This window comes from Rhizobacter sp. (assembly GCA_019635355.1).
GTDB lineage: Bacteria > Pseudomonadota > Gammaproteobacteria > Burkholderiales > Burkholderiaceae_C > Rhizobacter.
On record JAHBZQ010000001.1, the window covers coordinates 3,658,271 to 3,674,976 of the forward strand.

At 69.0% G+C, this 16,706-nt stretch carries 18 protein-coding genes; 5 read left to right on the forward strand and 13 right to left on the reverse strand.

Going from position 1 to position 16,706, the window contains the following annotated elements:
• Positions 1–9: 9 nt before the first annotated feature.
• From KF892_16735 to KF892_16750, 4 genes are read right to left on the reverse strand one after another with little or no spacing between them, the layout of a single operon-like run.
• Entirely contained in the window at positions 10–702 is a 693-nt protein-coding gene (locus KF892_16735; protein MBX3626667.1) for a hypothetical protein, read from the reverse strand.
• A gap of 42 nt (positions 703–744) precedes the next feature.
• Positions 745–1,518: a DUF2145 domain-containing protein gene (locus KF892_16740; GenBank protein ID MBX3626668.1), complete on the reverse strand. Its 774-nt coding sequence runs from the start codon at positions 1,516–1,518 to the stop codon at positions 745–747.
• Positions 1,515–1,925 (reverse strand): hypothetical protein, encoded by a 411-nt coding sequence (locus tag KF892_16745; protein ID MBX3626669.1) that lies wholly within the window; start codon positions 1,923–1,925, stop codon positions 1,515–1,517. The genes KF892_16740 and KF892_16745 overlap by 4 nt, the downstream gene beginning before the upstream one ends.
• Before the next feature lie 11 nt (positions 1,926–1,936).
• Entirely contained in the window at positions 1,937–2,395 is a 459-nt protein-coding gene (locus KF892_16750; protein MBX3626670.1) for a hypothetical protein, read from the reverse strand.
• A gap of 130 nt (positions 2,396–2,525) precedes the next feature.
• Between KF892_16750 and KF892_16755 the strand changes: the two genes are divergently transcribed.
• Complete coding sequence (locus tag KF892_16755) at positions 2,526–3,302, forward strand: helix-turn-helix transcriptional regulator (protein ID MBX3626671.1); 777 nt, start codon at positions 2,526–2,528, stop codon at positions 3,300–3,302.
• On the opposite strand, the gene KF892_16760 is transcribed toward KF892_16755, so the two are convergent.
• The 6 genes from KF892_16760 to KF892_16785 form a co-directional block, all read right to left on the reverse strand.
• Positions 3,194–4,081, reverse strand: coding sequence for a helix-turn-helix transcriptional regulator (locus KF892_16760; GenBank protein ID MBX3626672.1), 888 nt, complete (start codon positions 4,079–4,081; stop codon positions 3,194–3,196). The two genes, KF892_16755 and KF892_16760, sit on opposite strands and share 109 nt — an antisense overlap.
• Before the next feature lie 35 nt (positions 4,082–4,116).
• A complete protein-coding gene (locus KF892_16765; GenBank protein MBX3626673.1) occupies positions 4,117–5,010 on the reverse strand; it encodes a hypothetical protein in 894 nt (297 codons plus the stop codon).
• 153 nt (positions 5,011–5,163) lie between these two features.
• Positions 5,164–6,786: a PAS domain-containing protein gene (locus KF892_16770; GenBank protein ID MBX3626674.1), complete on the reverse strand. Its 1,623-nt coding sequence runs from the start codon at positions 6,784–6,786 to the stop codon at positions 5,164–5,166.
• 8 nt (positions 6,787–6,794) lie between these two features.
• The gene (locus tag KF892_16775) at positions 6,795–8,000 is read right to left on the reverse strand and encodes a CoA transferase (GenBank protein MBX3626675.1); all 1,206 of its coding nucleotides are present in this window, start codon (positions 7,998–8,000) and stop codon (positions 6,795–6,797) included.
• 2 nt (positions 8,001–8,002) lie between these two features.
• Positions 8,003–8,857, reverse strand: a complete 855-nt coding sequence (locus KF892_16780; protein ID MBX3626676.1) for a 23S rRNA (adenine(2030)-N(6))-methyltransferase RlmJ — start codon at positions 8,855–8,857, stop codon at positions 8,003–8,005.
• 7 nt (positions 8,858–8,864) lie between these two features.
• Positions 8,865–9,803, reverse strand: a complete 939-nt coding sequence (locus tag KF892_16785) for a LysR family transcriptional regulator (GenBank protein MBX3626677.1) — start codon at positions 9,801–9,803, stop codon at positions 8,865–8,867.
• Between the two features lie 105 nt (positions 9,804–9,908).
• On the opposite strand from KF892_16785, the gene KF892_16790 reads away from it, so the two are divergent.
• Positions 9,909–10,916, forward strand: coding sequence for a zinc-binding alcohol dehydrogenase family protein (locus tag KF892_16790; GenBank protein ID MBX3626678.1), 1,008 nt, complete (start codon positions 9,909–9,911; stop codon positions 10,914–10,916).
• Here the strand turns inward: KF892_16790 and KF892_16795 are convergent.
• Both KF892_16795 and KF892_16800 read right to left on the reverse strand, forming a co-directional pair.
• Positions 10,913–11,491: an MOSC domain-containing protein gene (locus KF892_16795; GenBank protein ID MBX3626679.1), complete on the reverse strand. Its 579-nt coding sequence runs from the start codon at positions 11,489–11,491 to the stop codon at positions 10,913–10,915. The genes KF892_16790 and KF892_16795 overlap by 4 nt on opposite strands.
• A 32-nt stretch (positions 11,492–11,523) precedes the next feature.
• Positions 11,524–12,324, reverse strand: coding sequence for a hypothetical protein (locus KF892_16800; GenBank protein ID MBX3626680.1), 801 nt, complete (start codon positions 12,322–12,324; stop codon positions 11,524–11,526).
• A gap of 308 nt (positions 12,325–12,632) precedes the next feature.
• Here KF892_16800 and KF892_16805 point away from each other — a divergent pair, with 308 nt between their 5' ends.
• Positions 12,633–14,495: a phosphoenolpyruvate carboxykinase (GTP) gene (locus tag KF892_16805; protein ID MBX3626681.1), complete on the forward strand. Its 1,863-nt coding sequence runs from the start codon at positions 12,633–12,635 to the stop codon at positions 14,493–14,495.
• Between the two features lie 112 nt (positions 14,496–14,607).
• Here KF892_16805 and KF892_16810 read toward each other — a convergent pair whose 3' ends face one another.
• Complete coding sequence (locus KF892_16810; protein MBX3626682.1) at positions 14,608–14,853, reverse strand: hypothetical protein; 246 nt, start codon at positions 14,851–14,853, stop codon at positions 14,608–14,610.
• Between the two features lie 142 nt (positions 14,854–14,995).
• Between KF892_16810 and KF892_16815 the strand changes: the two genes are divergently transcribed.
• Together KF892_16815 and KF892_16820 are read left to right on the forward strand one after the other, a co-directional pair.
• The gene (locus KF892_16815) at positions 14,996–15,964 is read left to right on the forward strand and encodes a LysR family transcriptional regulator (protein MBX3626683.1); all 969 of its coding nucleotides are present in this window, start codon (positions 14,996–14,998) and stop codon (positions 15,962–15,964) included.
• Between the two features lies 1 nt (position 15,965).
• Complete coding sequence (locus KF892_16820) at positions 15,966–16,706, forward strand: UPF0149 family protein (protein ID MBX3626684.1); 741 nt, start codon at positions 15,966–15,968, stop codon at positions 16,704–16,706.

A 16,706-nucleotide genomic window follows, 5' to 3' on the forward strand; every position in this document is an offset into this window, starting at 1 on the left:
TCGTGATCGTTATTCGACTTGCGCTTCGAAGCCGGCCGGCAGCTTGTACTGCGCGCGTTTGGCATCGAAGCTCAGCACGTGCGTGGCCGACACCCGCTCGCCGTGAAACTGGCCGAGGCTCGTGATGCGCAGCGGGTACGCGGCTGCGCCCTCGCGCACCTCGACCTTCAATCGGCGCGAGAAATCGTTGCACACGGCCGGCGTGGCGTGCGCGCACTCGTGCGTGCCGGTGTTGCGCACGGTGGAGGTGATGTCGAGCGCGACCTGGAAGCCCGCGTCGCGGGGAACGTACAGGCGCGTGCCGCCCAGCAGGTAACCCTGGCTCACCGAGGTGTCGCTGATCTCGAAGCCGTAGAGGTTCGCGCCGAGCTGCAGCACGTTGACCTCGCCGGGCCGGCCCATCTGGCCGCTTTCCAGGCCGAGCTTCTGCGCCACCGGCTGCCAGCCCTCGGCGTCGCGCTTGAGCAGGTAGAGGTCGATGCGGCCGGGGTCGTTGGGGGCCGACTCGGGGGCGCTGCGCGTGCAGATGGCCAGCAGGCGGTGCGGCTCGCCGCGCAAGCTCACGTCTTTCGAGGCGCAGGCGTCTTTCAGGCGGGCGAGGGGCGCTTCGGTGGGGGCGGGGCGAGCCATCAGCGCAGCGGCGCCGAGCACCAGTGCCGACGCGGTGGTGACGATGAAGAAAGGGGAGCGGACGACGGACATGGGGGGCGATTGTGCAGTCGCGACGGCGATCTGAGAGGGCCCTCAGCGTATGACTTGCACGGGGTTCCCCATGCCAGTTCTCGCGAGCCAGCTGAACACCGAGTCGACCGTCACCGTTTCGATGCGGTCGCGGAAGCGCTTGCCGTCGGGGTGGTCGTCGAAGGCGACGTTGGCAGCGGTCACGCGGGCCCCCAGGCGCTTGAAGGCCGAGAGGTGCAGCGTGGTCGGCTGGTAGCCCTCGCGCTGGAGCCAGAGCTGGGCCCGCTCGCGGGTCACGGCGCCCGGGTCCATCGCCATCGCCAGCGTCTCGATGGCCCACTGGTTCGACTGCTGGTAACGCTGCGCCCACGGGTAGGCGACCATGTTGTAGCGCTCGGTGTGCGCTTGCGCGAGGCGCTGGTTGTCGCGCAGCGCGGGCAGCAGGCGGGCCTGCACGTCGGGGCGCAGCAGCACCACGCCGGCCTGGTACTCGTGCAGGTCGTCGAGGAAGAATTCGCCCAGGCCTTGGCGGTAGACGGCCGCGTGCGCGGTGCCGCACTGGTTGAGCTTGTGAGCCACGCGCCATTTGCCGCCCTCGCGGTAGGCGAGGCCGAGGTGCGAGTAGCGCAGGCCGTACTCGCTCAGGTCCTGGCCGGCACGGGCCAGCACCACCACCTGCGCGCCGCTCGCGTCGAGCGTGCGGGCGGTGCGCTCGGCGAGCACCATCGCGCGCTCCACGTTGCGCGCCTCGGGCGGCTTGGGCTCGCAGGGGCGGCCGGCGTGGGCGAGGGTGGTGAACGCTGCCAGCACCAGCGCCGCAGCCCATTTCCGGTTCATCGTGTCACCCGTTCGTTGTAGAGCAGCGCGGCGCCGATCTCGTTGGGGATGTAGGCGATGGCGCGGCCGGCGGCCGAGAGCACCCAGCCGGCGCTGAAGGCGCTCACGGTGACCACCGTGCCGACACCTATCGACAGCGCCGCGGCGCCCTGCGTGCTGAGCGTGACGCTGGCCCGTGCGCCATCGGACGCCCGCTCCAGGATGCACACCACGCCGGTGGCCGAAGCCTCGACCGCCACGACGGTGAGCATCGCGCCGGCCGAGAGCAGCATCGCCGGCGCGGCGACCGACACCGCGATGGGCAGCATCGACAAGGCGCTCGCGTCCGACGCGTTGGGCGGGTGGGCCCGTGCGGGGCTTGCCGCCAGCGAGGCCGAGAGCAGCAGGGGCAGGACGAGTCGTTTCATGGCATCGCTCCTCATTCCGTGTCACGCGCACCGCGCATCGCCATGCCGTCGCGGCGGGCCTGGGCGATCAGCACCTCGTGCGCGTCGCGCAGCGTCTTGGCGAGCGTGAACACGCTGGAGATCAGGAACAGCCAGCACACGCCGAGGTAGGCCTTGTAGGTCGGGTTGATCTCCATGCGGTAGAGGCCCCAGCCGGTGAGCGCCATCGCAAGCGCGAAGCCGCCCCAGACCACGCTGCCCCACATCGGCGTGTCGACGCGCCGGCCTTCGTTGTCGCGCACGTACTTGGCGAGCGCGAAGGCGGTGGACAGGCAGAACACGTAGCCCATCACCATGAACGCGCGGTCCAGGTCGGCGCCGGGCAGGTAGGCCAGGCCCGTGGCGCAGAGCGTGGCGGCGACGCCGAACGAGACCCACACCTGGAGCTTCCAGGCCTTGGTGTCGGGGCGGGGGGCGGCGGGGGTGTGCATGACATCCTTGGGTTGGTTGAACACGGGGCGGATGATCTGCAGCCGCCCGATCGGGTTCAAGCGTTCCAGGAGAGGTTGCGCGGCTCCGGCCGGCTGGTATCGTTTGCCGGTACTTCAGGGGGTCACGGGAATGAGCACAACACAAGATCTGGTCACGGCACTCAAGGCCGAGCTCAAGGCCGCCGGCATCACCTACGCCGAGCTGGCCGAGCACCTCGACATGTCGGAGTCGAGCATCAAGCGCATCTTCGCCAAGGCCGACATGCCGCTCTCACGCATCGACGACGTGCTGCGGGTGCTGAAGATGGATTTCGCCGAACTCGCGCGCAAGGTGGCCGACGCGCAGCCGCTGCGCCGCGAGCTCACGCTCGAGCAGGAGAAGGCGGTGGTGGCCGACAAGCGCCTGATGCTGATGGCCATCTGCTGCATGAGCCAGTGGACCTTCGAGCAGGTGGTCGCCACCTACACGCTCACTGAAGCCGAGTGCGTGAAGTACCTGACCCAGCTCGACAAGATCGGCATCATCGAGCTGCGCCCGCTCAACCGCTACCGGCTGCAATTGGCCAAGACCTTCCGCTGGCGGCCGGACGGCCCGGTGATGGCCTTCTTCCGCGAACACGTGGTCGACGACTACTTCAGCGGCGGCTTCGACGGCGAAGGCGAGATGCTGATGCTTGTGCACGGCCAGGTCGGCAAGAGCCTGGCGGCGACCTTCATGGAGCGCCTGCAGCGCGTGGGTCAGGACTTCGCCCAGCAGCACCTGGCCGACCAGAAGCTGCCGCCCGACCAGAAGCGGCCCTACACCTTGGTGGTGGGGATGCGGTCGTGGTTGTTTGCGGCGTTCCGCGACCTGAAGCGCGACGACACCGCGCTGCTGCCTTCGATCCGCACCGCGCGCGGCGGGTAGAAGCTGACGGCGCCGCTCGTGTAGAAGTAGGCGGGCGACGCGCCGTAGGCGTGGGCCCAGATCTTCGAGAAGTGCGCCGAGTCGGTGAAGCCGGCGGCGGCGGCGATCTGGGTGAAGTTCATGCCCGAGCCGAGCAGGCGCGCGGCGGCGCGGATCTTCAGCGACTGGCAGTACTTGCGCAGCGGCAGCCCCATCTCCTGCGTGAAGAGGTGCGAGAGGCGGTCGCGCGACACGCACACCGCGTTGGCCAGCTCGGCCACGCCCAGCGTGTGGTCGGCGTCGAGCAGGGCGATGACACGCTCCACGCGCGTGTCGAGCTTCGGAGGCGGCGGCAGCAGGTCGCGCGCCAGCTCGAAGATGCGGCGGTACAGCAGGCGAGTGGTGCGAGAGGTCATCTCGCCGCGGCGGAAGGCATCGAGCGCCGGCATCGCCGGCTCGAAAGCTTCGGGCGGCAGCACCTTGTAGCCCGGCTCCGGCAGGAAGGCGAAGGCGCGGTACAGCGGGTGTTCGGTCGACGCGTCGATGCACGCGAAGGGCACGCCGCAGGCATGCAGGCGCTTGGCGGCGAAGGGGCGCACCGCCACCGCACGCACCCGCTGGGTCTGGCCGCCGACGTCGATCTCGAAGTCGGCGTCGGTCAAGGCCAGCAGCAGCGACGCGCTGTGGCGGGCGCTCTGCGAATCGGTGCCAGTGCTGGTGTAGAGGAAGCCGTCTTCGAAGAGACGCATGCGCCCCCGGGGCGATGCGGCAGCGTGGCGGGTGTTGGCCAGGCGGTCCACGTCAGGTCCTTGGGGGCGCGTGCGAGGACGATGCCTCAGGGGGTGACGAAGCTCTTCAGCCAGTTCGTGGTGGCGGGCAGCGCCCAGGCACCCGAGCCGTACTGGTAGTTGCTGTCGACCGGCAGGCCGGTGCACTGCGCGCCATAGGTGCCCAGGCCCATGAAGCAGTGGTCGGCGTAGAGGTCGAGCACCTGGTAGTCCTTGACGATTGCCCAGCCGGAGCCGTTGCTGCCGAAGCACTCGGTGGCGCCCGTGCAGGAGCGGCCGGTCACGAGCGTGGCCTGCGAGCGGGCGATGGCTTCGGTGCCACCGACGAACATGTCGCGCTCGCCGTTGATAATGCGCAGGCGGTCACCCGGCTGGGTGTGCTTGCCGTTGGCCATGCACGACTCGAGGTTGTAGGCGGCGGTGTAGGTGGAGCCCGTGCCCTGGCCCATCGAGGCGCGGATGCGGCTGTCGAAGTTGCGCGACAGCACCGAGATGATCGAACCCTGGCTCAGGCCGCCGGTGACCACGCCCTTGGAGCAATCGGCCTTGGCGCGGGCGCAGATCTTGGCGATGGCCGAGTTGCTGTTGGCCCCGTTGAAGATGCACTTGGCACGCGTGCTGATGGTGCTGCAGGTGCCGAAGCTGCCGTTGTCGTAGGCGACGGTGGCGGCCACGAAGCCCTTGGCGGCCATCGCGTTGACGGCGGCCATCGCCCAGGCGCTGTTGTAGTTCTCGCCGGTGCCGCCGATGTGGATGTACACCGGGTACTTGCCGGAGGCGGTGGGCTCGGCGCCGGTGATGTTGTAGGTGGTGCCGCACGACGAGGTGCTGCCGCCCTTGTAGGTGGCGCTGAAGCTGGTCTGGGCCGAGGCCAGGGCCGAGGCGGCAGTGAGGGCGAGGGCCAGGCCGGCCCGCACCAGGGTGCGCGTTGAAAGTTTCACGAAGGTCTCCAATCAGGTTTGTGGTAGTTGGTCTTGGAATGTGCACACCCGTGCACATGAGCAGATTCTTCGCCCGGCCTGCGGCGACCACTTGTACCGGCTTGTTCTTTTGGGCCCGGGCGCGGCGGGGTTTACCCGCGGCGCGAGGGCGGGTCAGCGGGTGCTCGTGAGCAAGGTCACGGTGAAGCGGGCCCAGGCACCGGCTTCGCTGTCGGCCTCGATGCGGCCGCCCATGCGCTCGATCAGCTGGCGGCTGATGGCCAGGCCGATGCCGGTGCCTTCACCGTGGCTCGCGTTGCGGCCGAGGCGGTTGAAGGGCTCGTAGAGGCGCGCGAGCTGCTCCGGTGTCATCCCGACACCGGCGTTCCACACCGAGAGGGCCACCTCGCCGGTGGCGGTGCGGCGCGCGCTCACCCGCACGCGGCCGGGAGCCAGCCCGTACTTGATGGCGTTCGACAGCAGGTTCAGCACACATTGGCGCAGCCGCAGCGGGTCGGCTTGCACGGGTGGCAGGCCCGGCTCGATCTCACGTTCGACGGTGACCGAGCGCTCGTCGACCTGCGCCCGCACCATCGCCAGGCTGTCGTCGAGCAGGCGCGGCAGGTCGACCGGCTCCGGCTGCAGTTCGACCGCCCCGAGCTCGATGCGGCTCAGGTCCATCAGGTCGGTGATGAGGCCCAGCAGGTGCTGGCCGGCACGTTCGATGTGGACGACGCGCTCCTTCTGCTGCTCGGTGAGCGGGGCGCGTTCGTCGAGCTGCAGCAGCTGCGAGAAGCCGATCACCGCGTTGAGTGGCGTGCGCAACTCATGGCTCACTCGGCCGAGGAACTGTGTCTTCATCGCACTGGCCTGCTCGGCGGCCTGGGCCTGCGCGAGCGCGTGCTGCGCGGCCTTGAGCGGCGAGATGTCGACGAAGGTGCCGACCACGCGGCGCACCCGGCCGTCGGAGCCACGCTCGGCGATGCGGCCCTGCACCAGCAGCCAGATCCAGCTGCCGCTTTCGTGGCGGATGCGGAACTCGTCGCTGTAGGGGGCGGCGGTCGGGTCCTTCAGGTACGCGCTGAACCGTGCGCCGGCCGCGGCCAGGTCGTCGGGGTGGCAGCGTTCCTCGAAGGAGCGCACCGTCACCGCGCCGAAGGCTCTCGGGGTGGTGCCCAGCACCTCGGCCCAGCGCCCGCCGAGCACCAGGCCGCCGGTGACGAGGTCGCGCTCCCACAGCGCCACCCGCCCGGCGTTGATGGCGGTGGCGAGCCACTCGCGCGAGTGCTGCAGCTTGGCGATCATCTGCTCGCGCTCGGCCTGCAGCGCGACCTCGGCGCTCACGTCCATCACCTGCACCAGGCGCACGGCGCGGCCGCGGTAGGTGAGGGTGTGGCCGCTGACGCGCACGTGGAAGATGCTGCCGTCCTTGCGGCGATGCCGCCAAACCCCGGGGACCGCCACGCTCGGCTTTTCGCGCACCTCGCGCGTGATCTCGTGCATGGCCGGCACGTCTTCGGGGGGACGGATGTCGGCCAGCGTCATCTTCAGCAGCTCGTCCTGCGTGTAGCCGTAGCGGCGCAGCATCGCGCCGTTGACGGCGAGGAAGCCGAGCGTCTCCACGTCGTAGGCGAACATGGGGTTGGGGCACAGCGTGAAGAGCTGCTCGTAGTCGGTGCCGGCCGGCAGCAGGGTGCTGTCGTCGGCGGCGTGGGCGGGTGGGCGTCGGCGCCACCACACCAGGGCCGCGAGCGTGGCCAGGGCCAGCAGCGCGCCGGCCAGGGCGTAGAGCGGCACGCCCGCGGTCACAGCACGCCGCGTTCGCGCAGGCGGGCTTCCTGCTCGGGCGTGATGCCGATCTCGCGCAGCACCGCGCTGGTGTCTTCGCCGAGCGTTGGCGCGCGGCGGGTGATGCGCCCCGGCGTGGCCGAGAGCTTGGGCACGATGCCGGGCACGTCGACGGTGAGGCCGTCGGCCGAGGTCACCGTCTCCACCATGCCGCGGGCGCGGTAGTGCGGGTCTTCGGCGATGTCGCGCGCGGTGTAGAGGCGGCCGGCCGGCACCTGGGCGGCGTTGAGCGCGCTGAGCACCTCGGTGACGCTGCGGGTTTGCGTCCAGGCGCCGATGGCGGCGTCGATCTCGTCGACCCGCTTCACGCGCGCGGCGTTGCCGACGAGCGTGGGGTCGTCGGCCCAGTCGCTGCGGCCGATGGTGCGCATGAGGCGGGTAAAGATGCTGTCGCCGTTGCCGGCCACGAGCACCCAGCCGTCGGTGCAGGGGTAGGCGTTGCTGGGTGCGATGCCCGGGAGGGCCGAACCGGCCGCTTCACGCACGGTGCCGAAGGCGCTGTACTCGGGCAACAGGCTTTCCATGCAGTTGAAGACGGCCTCGTAGAGCGCGACGTCGACGACTTGCCCCTTGCCCGAGGCATGGCGGTGGTGCAGCGCCATCAGGATGCCGATCACGCCGTGCAGCGAGGCCAGCGTGTCGCCGATGCTCACGCCCACACGCACAGGCACACGCCCCGGCTCGCCGGTCAGGTAGCGCAGGCCGCCCATCGCTTCGGCCACCACGCCGAAGCCCGGGCGATCCTTGTAAGGCCCCGTCTGACCGTAGCCGCTGATGCGCAGCATGATGAGCTTCGGGTTCAGCGCGCTCAGTGCTTCGTATGACAAACCCCAGGCCTCCATCACGCCGGGCTTGAAGTTCTCGATCAGCACGTCGCACTCGGCGGCGAGCCGCTTCACGATCTCGCGCGCCTCGGGCTGCTTGAGGTCGAGCGCCACGCTCTTCTTGTTGCGCGACTGCACCTGCCACCACACGCTGGTGCCGTTGTGCAGCAGGCGCCACTGGCGCAGCGGGTCGCCGCTGCCGGGGGGTTCGATCTTGATGACCTCGGCGCCGAAGTCGGCCAGCGTCTTGGCGGCGAAGGGGCCGGCGATGAGCTGGCCCATCTCCAGCACCTTGAGGCCGGCGAGGGGACCTGTCTGGAACGCGGTGTCGGACGACATGATCAGGCGGCCCGCTGTTCGATGAGGTAGTTCGCGTCGTCGTACTGGCCCAGCACCTCCACCAGCCAGGGCAGCAGCGCCTGCATCTCGTCGTGCAGCGTGTACGGCGGGTTGAGGATGAACATGCCGCTGCCGGCGAGGCCGAAGCCTTGCGAGTCGGGCCGCTGCACGGTCAGCCGCACGTGCAGGAAGCCCTTGGGCGCCAGCGCCTCCAGCCGGCGCGGCAGCTGGGCTGCCTCGACCTTGGTCACCTGCGGGTACCAGACCATGTACACCCCTTCGGCGAAACGCTGCAGCGCTTCGCGCAGCGAGGCGATCACCCGGCCGTAGTCGTGGTGGCCTTCGTAGCTCGGGTCCATCAGCACCGCGCCCCGGCGCGAATGCGGCGGCAGCTGGCCTTTCAGGCCGTCGAAGCCGTCGGCGTTGTAGATCTGCACGCCCTTGGTGTCGCCGAGGTAGGACGCGAGGATGCGGTGGTCGGTGTTGTGCAGCTCGAAGAGCCGCAGCTGGTCTTGCGGGCGCAGCAGCATCTGCGCGAAGGCCGGCGAGCCGGGGTACTGCGTGAGCTTGCCGTCGGGGTTGAACTGGCGCACGGCGGCGAGGTAGTCGGCCACGGCTTCGGGCAGCTCGTCGCCGCTCTTCTCTTTCTCCCACAGCCGGCCGATGCCCTCGACGTATTCGTTCTTCTTCTGCGCGTACTGGCCTTCGAGCGAGTAGCCGCCGGCCCCGGCGTGGGTGTCGACCAGGCGGTACGGCTTGTCTTTCTGGTTCAGGTAGCGCAGCACGCGCATGAAGACGATGTGCTTGAGCACGTCGGCGTGGTTGCCCGCATGGAAGGCGTGTCGGTAGGCGAGCATGGTGGGTTCAGGCTGGGGTGGACGGCGTATTGTCGGCCTCATCGATCGCCGCGAACTGCAGCACCAGCTCGTCGAGCAGACGGCGCACCCGCAGCGGCAGGTGGCGCTGCGCGGTGACGATGGCGTGCAGCGGGTAGCGCAGGCCCTGCCACTGCGGCATCAGCTCGACCAGGCGGCCGGCGCGCAGGTCGGCCAGCACGTCGAGCCGGGCCTTCTGCGCGATGCCCAGGCCCTGCACGGCCCATTCCCGCACCAGGCCGCCGTCGTCGGCGCGGCGGTTGCCCGCCACCTTCACCGTGAATTCGGCGCCGTCGCGCTGGAACACCCACTGCGTGTGCGGCCGTTCGGCGCGGTGCAGCGCGAGGCAGTTGTGCTGCGCCAGCTCGCGCGGGTGCTGCGGCGTGCCGTGGCGGGCCAGGTAGGCGGGCGAGGCGACGAGTGTCGATTGCGTCGTGTGCAGGCGGCGGGCGACGAGGTTGGAGTCGTGCAGCTCGCCGTAGCGCACGGCGATGTCGACGCGGTCGCGCAGCAGGTCCTGGCGCACGTCGCTCACTTGCAGCGCGATGCGCAGGCCGGGGTGGCGGGCGAGGATGTCGTCGAGCATCGGGCTCAGCACCTGGCGGCCGAGGTCGGCAGGCGCGGCGAGGTGGACTTCGCCTTCGAGCGTCTCGCGCTGGGCGCCGAGCAGGGAGCGGGCGTCGTCGAGCACGCCGAGGGCGCGCTCGGCATGCTCGCGCAGCAGCTCGCCTTCGGGCGTGAGGCGCATCGAGCGGGTGGAGCGTTCGACGAGGCGAACGGAGAGCGCGGCTTCCAGCCGCTTCAGCGCCGCGCTGGCGGCGGCCGGGGTGAGCTGGAGCTGGCGCGCCGCCGCGCTCAAGGTGCCGGCGTTGGCCAGCCGGACGAAGAGCTGGAGCTGCGAAAGCTGGAGGTCAGGCGGCAGGTTCATCTTCAAAAGCGAGTTGAAGCTGATTGTGTTTCGAGACGGATTATCAAATCCGGGCAGCACTTCTACAGTGCCTGCACTCTCATTTCCCTTTTCGCTGGAGCCGCCATGAAAGCCGTTGCCTATCGCCAGTCCCTGCCCATCGAACATGCCGAGTCGCTGCTCGACGTCACCCTCCCGGAGCCCACGCCCGGCCTGCGCGACCTGCTGGTCGAGGTGAAGGCGGTTTCGGTCAACCCGGTCGACACCAAGGTGCGCAAGCGCGCCGCGCCGCCGGCCGGCGAGGTGAAGGTGCTGGGCTGGGATGCCACGGGCGTGGTGAAGGCGGTCGGCCCGCAGGTCACGCTCTTCAAGCCGGGCGACAAGGTCTGGTATGCCGGTGACATCACCCGCCCGGGCAGCAACGCCGAGCTGCAGTGTGTGGACGAGCGCATCGTCGGCCATCTGCCGCTGAGCCTGTCGTTCGCGCAAGGAGCGGCGCTGCCGCTGACCGCGATCACCGCGTGGGAGGTGCTCTTCGACCGCCTGGAGATCGATCTCGACACCCGCGGTGCGCTGCTGGTCGTGGGCGCGGCCGGCGGGGTCGGGTCGATCATGACCCAGCTCGCGCGGCAGCTCACCGGGCTCACGGTGATCGGCACGGCCTCGCGGCCCGAGACGCAGGCCTGGGTGAAGGAGCTGGGGGCGCACCAGGTGATCGACCACACCAAGCCGCTGACCGAAGAGCTGGCGCGGGTCGGCGTGCCCGTGGTGAGCCACGTGGCCAGCCTCACGCAGACCCATCTTCACTACGCCGAGATCGTGAAGGCGCTGGCGCCGCAGGGGCGGCTGAGCCTCATCGACGACCCGGCGCAGCCGCTCGACGTGATGCTGCTCAAGGGCAAGAGCCTGTCGTTGCGCTGGGAGTCGATGTTCACCCGTTCGATGTTCCAGACGCCCGACATGCAGGCGCAGCACGATCTGCTGGAGAAGGTGGCGCAACTGGTGGACGACGGCAGGGTGCGCACGACACTCGCCGAGCATTTCGGGCCCATCAACGCCGCCAACCTCAAGCGTGCCCATGCCTTCATCGAAAGCGGCACGGCGCGCGGCAAGGTCGTTCTCGAAGGCTTCTAAAGCTTGTTGCGGTGCAGCCGGGAGAGGAAGAGCTCCCGGACGCCCACCTCGCGCGGGCCGGGGATGAGATCGAAGTCCTGCCCCGCCTGCAGCGTGCCCGGCGTGCGCACCGCGAGGTAGAACCCGCACCAGCCGTTCTGCCCCATCAGCTTCGTCGCGTGGTTGAAGCCCATCGCGTGGTTGAACTTGAAGCAGGGGAAGCGCGGCTCGCTCACCGCGAGTTCGCAGTCGGGGAAGCGCAGCACGTCGCCGACCCAGACCTGGTCTTCGAGCAGCCCGCTGGTCGTGAGGTTTTCGCCGATCGAGCCCGGCGGCAGGGGCTCGTCCCAGGCGGACACCTTGGCCTGGGCCCGCACGGTCTGCCAGAACGGGTAGTGCTCGACCGGGTAGGCGTAGACGGCCTTGGACAGGCCGCCGTGCACGCTGAGGTCGGCCTGCTCGTCACCGTCGAGGCCGAGCGGCTTGGCCGCCACGGCGTGCGGCACGGGGCGCTTGCCGATGCCGGTCATCACACGGCGGCCGACGATCTCCACCTCGCGGGCGAGGCTCACGTTGAGGCTGAGCAGGGTCGGCATGGGCGCGCATCATGCCGCATGCCGGCCGCGTGTCAGCGTGTCGCGGCCTTCCAGCCGCGCACGCTGGCGGCCACCCTTGCGCCCTGCGGGCCGCCGACCCACTGGCCGAAGAGCTTGGCGGCCGGGTGGTTGACGCGGAAAGAGCGCATCACGTGCACCTCGGTCGTGAGGCGCGGGTCGCCCTCCACCATCAGCGCGAAGGGCTTGCGCGCCTTGGCCAGCCACACGCCACGTTCGACCAGCGTGTAGGCACCTTCCGCGAAGGCCTGGTCGAGCGGGCTGCCCTTGGCTTCCACGAACCAGGGCGCGGCCGGCGACACCTTGGCCGCGTGCCACAACTTCAGGCTCGCGATCTGGGCGCCGCAGCCCGTGGGCGCGCCGATGAAGCGGGCCTTGGCCTCGGCGAGGCGCGCGAGGGCGGCGGCCACGTCGCGTTCACCCGCAATGCCGACCGGGTCCTTGGCCTTTTTGCCGGTGCCTTCCATCGGGCCGACCAGCACGAAGTCGCCGACGGCGAGCTGGCGCCGGTCGTGCGCCAGGCCCTTCTTTTCGAGCGAGGTTTCGAGTTCGGGCGCGTTGGTCATCGCGGCGTCGACCTCACCACGCTCCAGCGATTCGAGCAGCTCGGCACTGCGGCCCGGCACGAGCTGCACGGCCACGCCGGTGTCGCGCCCGAAGGCTTTCTGGAACTGCGGCGCGAGCCCGGACTCGATCAAGGCCTGCTCGACCCCCAGGCGCAGCGGGTCGCTGAGGGATTTGCGCTGCACCGCATGCACGGCGGGCCAACCCGCAGAAGCCAACGCGGCGAGGAGGAGGCGGCGTGAGGTCGTCATGCCGTGCATCTTAAAAGCCATGTGCCCGCGAAGTAACTGCACGCACGTTCGACGCGGCGGAACAAGTTCACATGCGGGTTGCATGGCGCTATGCAAACTTTGCATGACCCCCTGCGACCCGGTGGTTACCGCCGGATTACATTGGCAAGACAATCATTTCGCGTCCCGTTCCACCCCTGGGTCGCACGTCGATTGCTCCGCCAACAGCGGTAGCCCAAGCGGCATGGGGCGAGCCCCCGGCACCGGCATCTCCCGGTGCATGAGATTCGCCCGATTCCGCTTTTTCAACTTTGAAGATTGGACCCACGATGAACCGACCCGTCATGGAAGGCTTGCGCTTGAACGTACCGGCCTATGTCAAACACTCGCGGCTGATTGCCTGGGTGGCCGAGATCGCCGCGCTCACCGAGGCGAAAGACGTTTACTGGTGCGACGGCAGCAAGGAAGAGTACGACCGCCTGTGCGCCCAGCTCGTGGCCGCCGGCACCTTCAAGAAGCTCAACCCCGAGCTGCGCCCCAACAGCTACCTCGCCTGCAGCAGCCCGAGTGACGTGGCGCGCGTCGAAGACCGCACCTTCATCTGCAGCGAGAAGAAGGAAGACGCCGGCCCCACCAACAACTGGATGGCCCCGGCCGAGATGCGCGAGCTGCTCCAGACCGGCGAAAAGGCCCTGTTCAAGGGCGCCATGAAGGGCCGCACGCTCTACGTCGTGCCGTTCAGCATGGGCCCGCTCGGCTCGCCGATCGCGCACATCGGCGTGGAGCTGTCTGACAGCCCCTACGTGGCCGTCAACATGAAGATCATGACCCGCATGGGCCGTGCCGTGCTCGACGTGCTGGGCGAAGACGGCCACTTCGTGCCCTGCGTGCACACCGTGGGCGCGCCGCTCGAGGCCGGCCAGAAAGACGTCTCGTGGCCCTGCAACGAGACCAAGTACATCGTCCACTACCCGCAGACCCAGGAAATCTGGTCCTACGGCTCTGGCTACGGCGGCAATGCGCTCCTGGGCAAGAAGTGCTTCGCCCTGCGCATCGCGTCCACCATGGGTCGCGACCAAGGTTGGCTGGCCGAGCACATGCTGATCCTCGGCGTCACCTCTCCCGAGGGCAAGAAGTACCACGTCGGCGCCGCCTTCCCGAGCGCCTGTGGCAAGACCAATTTCGCGATGCTGATCCCGCCGGCCGGCTTCAACGGCTGGAAGGTCACCACCATCGGCGACGACATCGCCTGGGTGAAGCCGCAGGCCGACGGTTCGCTGCGCGCCATCAACCCGGAAGCCGGCTACTTCGGCGTGGCCCCCGGCACCAACACGCTGACCAACCCGAACTGCATGGCCAGCCTGAACCGTGACGTGATCTTCACGAACGTGGCGCTCACCGACGACGGCGACGTGTGGTGGGAAGGCATGGGTGAGGCCCCCGCCCACTGCATCGACTGGCAAGGCAAGGACTGGACGCCCCAGCTCGCCAAGGAAACCGGCGCCAAGGCCGCCCATCCGAACGCCCGCTTCACGGTCGCTGCGACCAACAACCCGGCACTCGACAGCGAGTGGGACAACCCCGCCGGCGTGAAGATCGACGCCTTCATCTTCGGTGGCCGCCGCTCCACGACCGTTCCGCTCGTGACCGAAGCGCGCGACTGGACCGAAGGCGTCTACATGGCCGCCACCATGGGCTCGGAAACCACTGCCGCGGCCTTCGGCCAGCAAGGCGTCGTCCGCCGCGACCCGTTCGCCATGCTGCCCTTCATGGGCTACAACATGAGCGACTACTTCCAGCACTGGCTGGACCTCGGCGCCAAGCTGCAGGCCCAAGGCGCCAAGCTGCCCAAGATCTTCTGCGTCAACTGGTTCCGCAAGGGCGCTGACGGCAAGTTCATCTGGCCGGGCTACGGCGAGAACATGCGCGTGCTCAAGTGGGTGCTCGACCGCGTGGAAGGCAAGGGCCAGGGCGTCGAGAACATCTTCGGCATCACCCCGCGTTATCAAGACCTCACCTGGACCGGCCTCGACTTCACCGCCGAGCAGTACGAGCAGGTCACCAGCATCGACAAGGCCGCCTGGCAGACCGAACTCGGCCTGCACGACGAGCTCTTCAAGCAGCTGGCCTACCACCTGCCGGCCGAACTGACCGCCACCAAGGCGAAGCTCGAGGCCCGCCTGGCGGCTTGATCCGCACGCTCCCAAAAAGAAAGGCGCCCTTGCGGCGCCTTTTTCGTGTCCGAACTGCCCAACAAAAAGCCCGCTGACGCGGGCTTTTTCAGGGGTGCCTTGCGGCGGTGGATCAGCGGTACAGCATCTCGTGGCGGTCGGCAGCGGCGTACAGCTCGGAGGCGAAGCGCGGGTCGCTGCCTTCGTAACGGTGAGCCATTGCACGCACACGAGCCGCTTCACGCGTCGGGTAGCGCGGTGCCGGCGTGCCCGAGGGCAGTGCGTTCAGCAGGGCGGCAACCCATTCGCCGATCACAGCGGCCAAACGAGGCGCCGTGCGGGTTTGCGGGATCTGGAGGCTGATGGTCGTAGCGGTCATGGTGTGCTCCTTCGGGGCAACTTCTGCAACTCACAGAGAGTTCGCATTGGTGTGAATCCTAGGGAAACCACTAATGCGCGTCCAATCAAGAATGTGAATCCGTGATATTCACCAAGCGCATGTCGGGACAAAATCACGAACCATGAACTTCAAGACGCTCGACCTCAACCTGCTGCGGGTCTTCGACGCCGTCATGGCCGAGCGCAACCTGACGCGCGCGGCGGCGCGGCTGGCGCTGACCCAGCCGGCGGTGAGCAATGCGTTGCGCAGGTTCCGCGAATCGGTGGGCGAGGAGCTGCTGACGCGCGCTACCCACGGTGTCGTGCCCACCCCGTTTGCCGAAAAGCTGTGGCCGCAGGTTCGCGCCGCGCTCGACCAGCTGCGCGCGGCGCTCGACCCGGGCGACTTCGACCCCCACCGCGATGCGGTCAGCTTCCGCCTCGCGATGGCCGACGCGACCGCCGCAGTGCTGCTGCCGCCGCTCATCGACCACATCGAAGCGGAGCAGGCGCTGGTCAACCTGCGGGTGATCCCGCTCACCACCCGCGACCCGAGGGCGCTGGTCGAACGCGGCGAGATCGACGTGGCCGTGGGCTACTTCCCGGAGGCGATCGCCGAGCTGGTGTCGCAGGGGGCGCAGAGCGCGCTGCGTCACCAGCGCCTGAACGAAAGCGAATACGTCTGCGTGATGCGCAGCGGCCACCCACTGGCCGAAGGCGAGCTGACGCTCGACGCCTTCTGCCAGGCCCACCACCTGCTCGTGAGCTTCTCCGGCCGGCCGCACGGCTTCGTCGACCAGGCCCTGGCGTCGCTCAACCGCACGCGCCGCATCGTGCTCACGGTCAACCAGTTCTTCACCGCCGGCCGCGTGGTGGCGCGCAGCGACCTGCTGACGGTGCTGCCGGCGTCCTTCGTCGTGGCCACCGGCTACCAGACGCAGCTGGTGGAGCGCCCCTTGCCGATGCCGATGGCACGCATCCACGTCGAGGCCATGTGGCACATGCGGCACGACCGGGTCAGCGCGCACCAATGGCTGCGCGAGCGGCTGGTCGACGCCTCGCGGCCTCGCCCTGGCGTGACAATTCCGACTTCACCCGCTCCTGTTTCCTGACATGGCCCACGCCGACCTCACCGATGAAGAGTTCGCCGAACTCGACGACCTGCTTGCCGACACGCCCGAGCCGCTGACGCCGCTCGACGGGGTGATGCTCGACGGCTTTCTCTGCGGCGTGATCGTGCAGCCGGTGCTGCTCGAGACCGACGCCTGGCTGCCGCACGTGTTCGACTTCGACGGCCAGCCGCTGCCCGACGACGTCGACCCCGCCTGGCTGGCGCGCACGCGTGAGTTGATCCAACGTCGCCACGACGCCCTCAACCGCGCGATGGCCGAAGAAGGTTGGTTCGACCCCTTCGTGCTCGAGTTCGACGAGGAGCACCCGCGCGAGCTCCCGCCCGAAGGCGAGCCCGACCCGCTGGCCGGCTTGAGCGAGGTGTCGCAGGCGCTGATGCCGTGGGTCGCGGGCTTCCAGCACGCTGCCATCTGCTTCCCCGACTTGTCGGAGATTCCCGACGACGCCGTGATGTCGGCCCTGGCCCGCCTCTACCGCCACTTGCCGACGGAGACCGAGCAGGAAAAGGAAGTCGTCGCCACCCTCGACCGCGAGCACCCGCTGCCCACGTTGGAAGACGGGATCACCGACATGGTCGCGGCCGTCGCCGACCTCTACGACCTCACGACCGACCGGCGTTACAAGGTCGAGACGGTGAAGCGTGACGCGCCCAAGGTCGGCCGCAACGACCCCTGCCCGTGTGGCAGCGGCAAGAAGTTCAAGCAGTGCCACGGGGCCACCTGA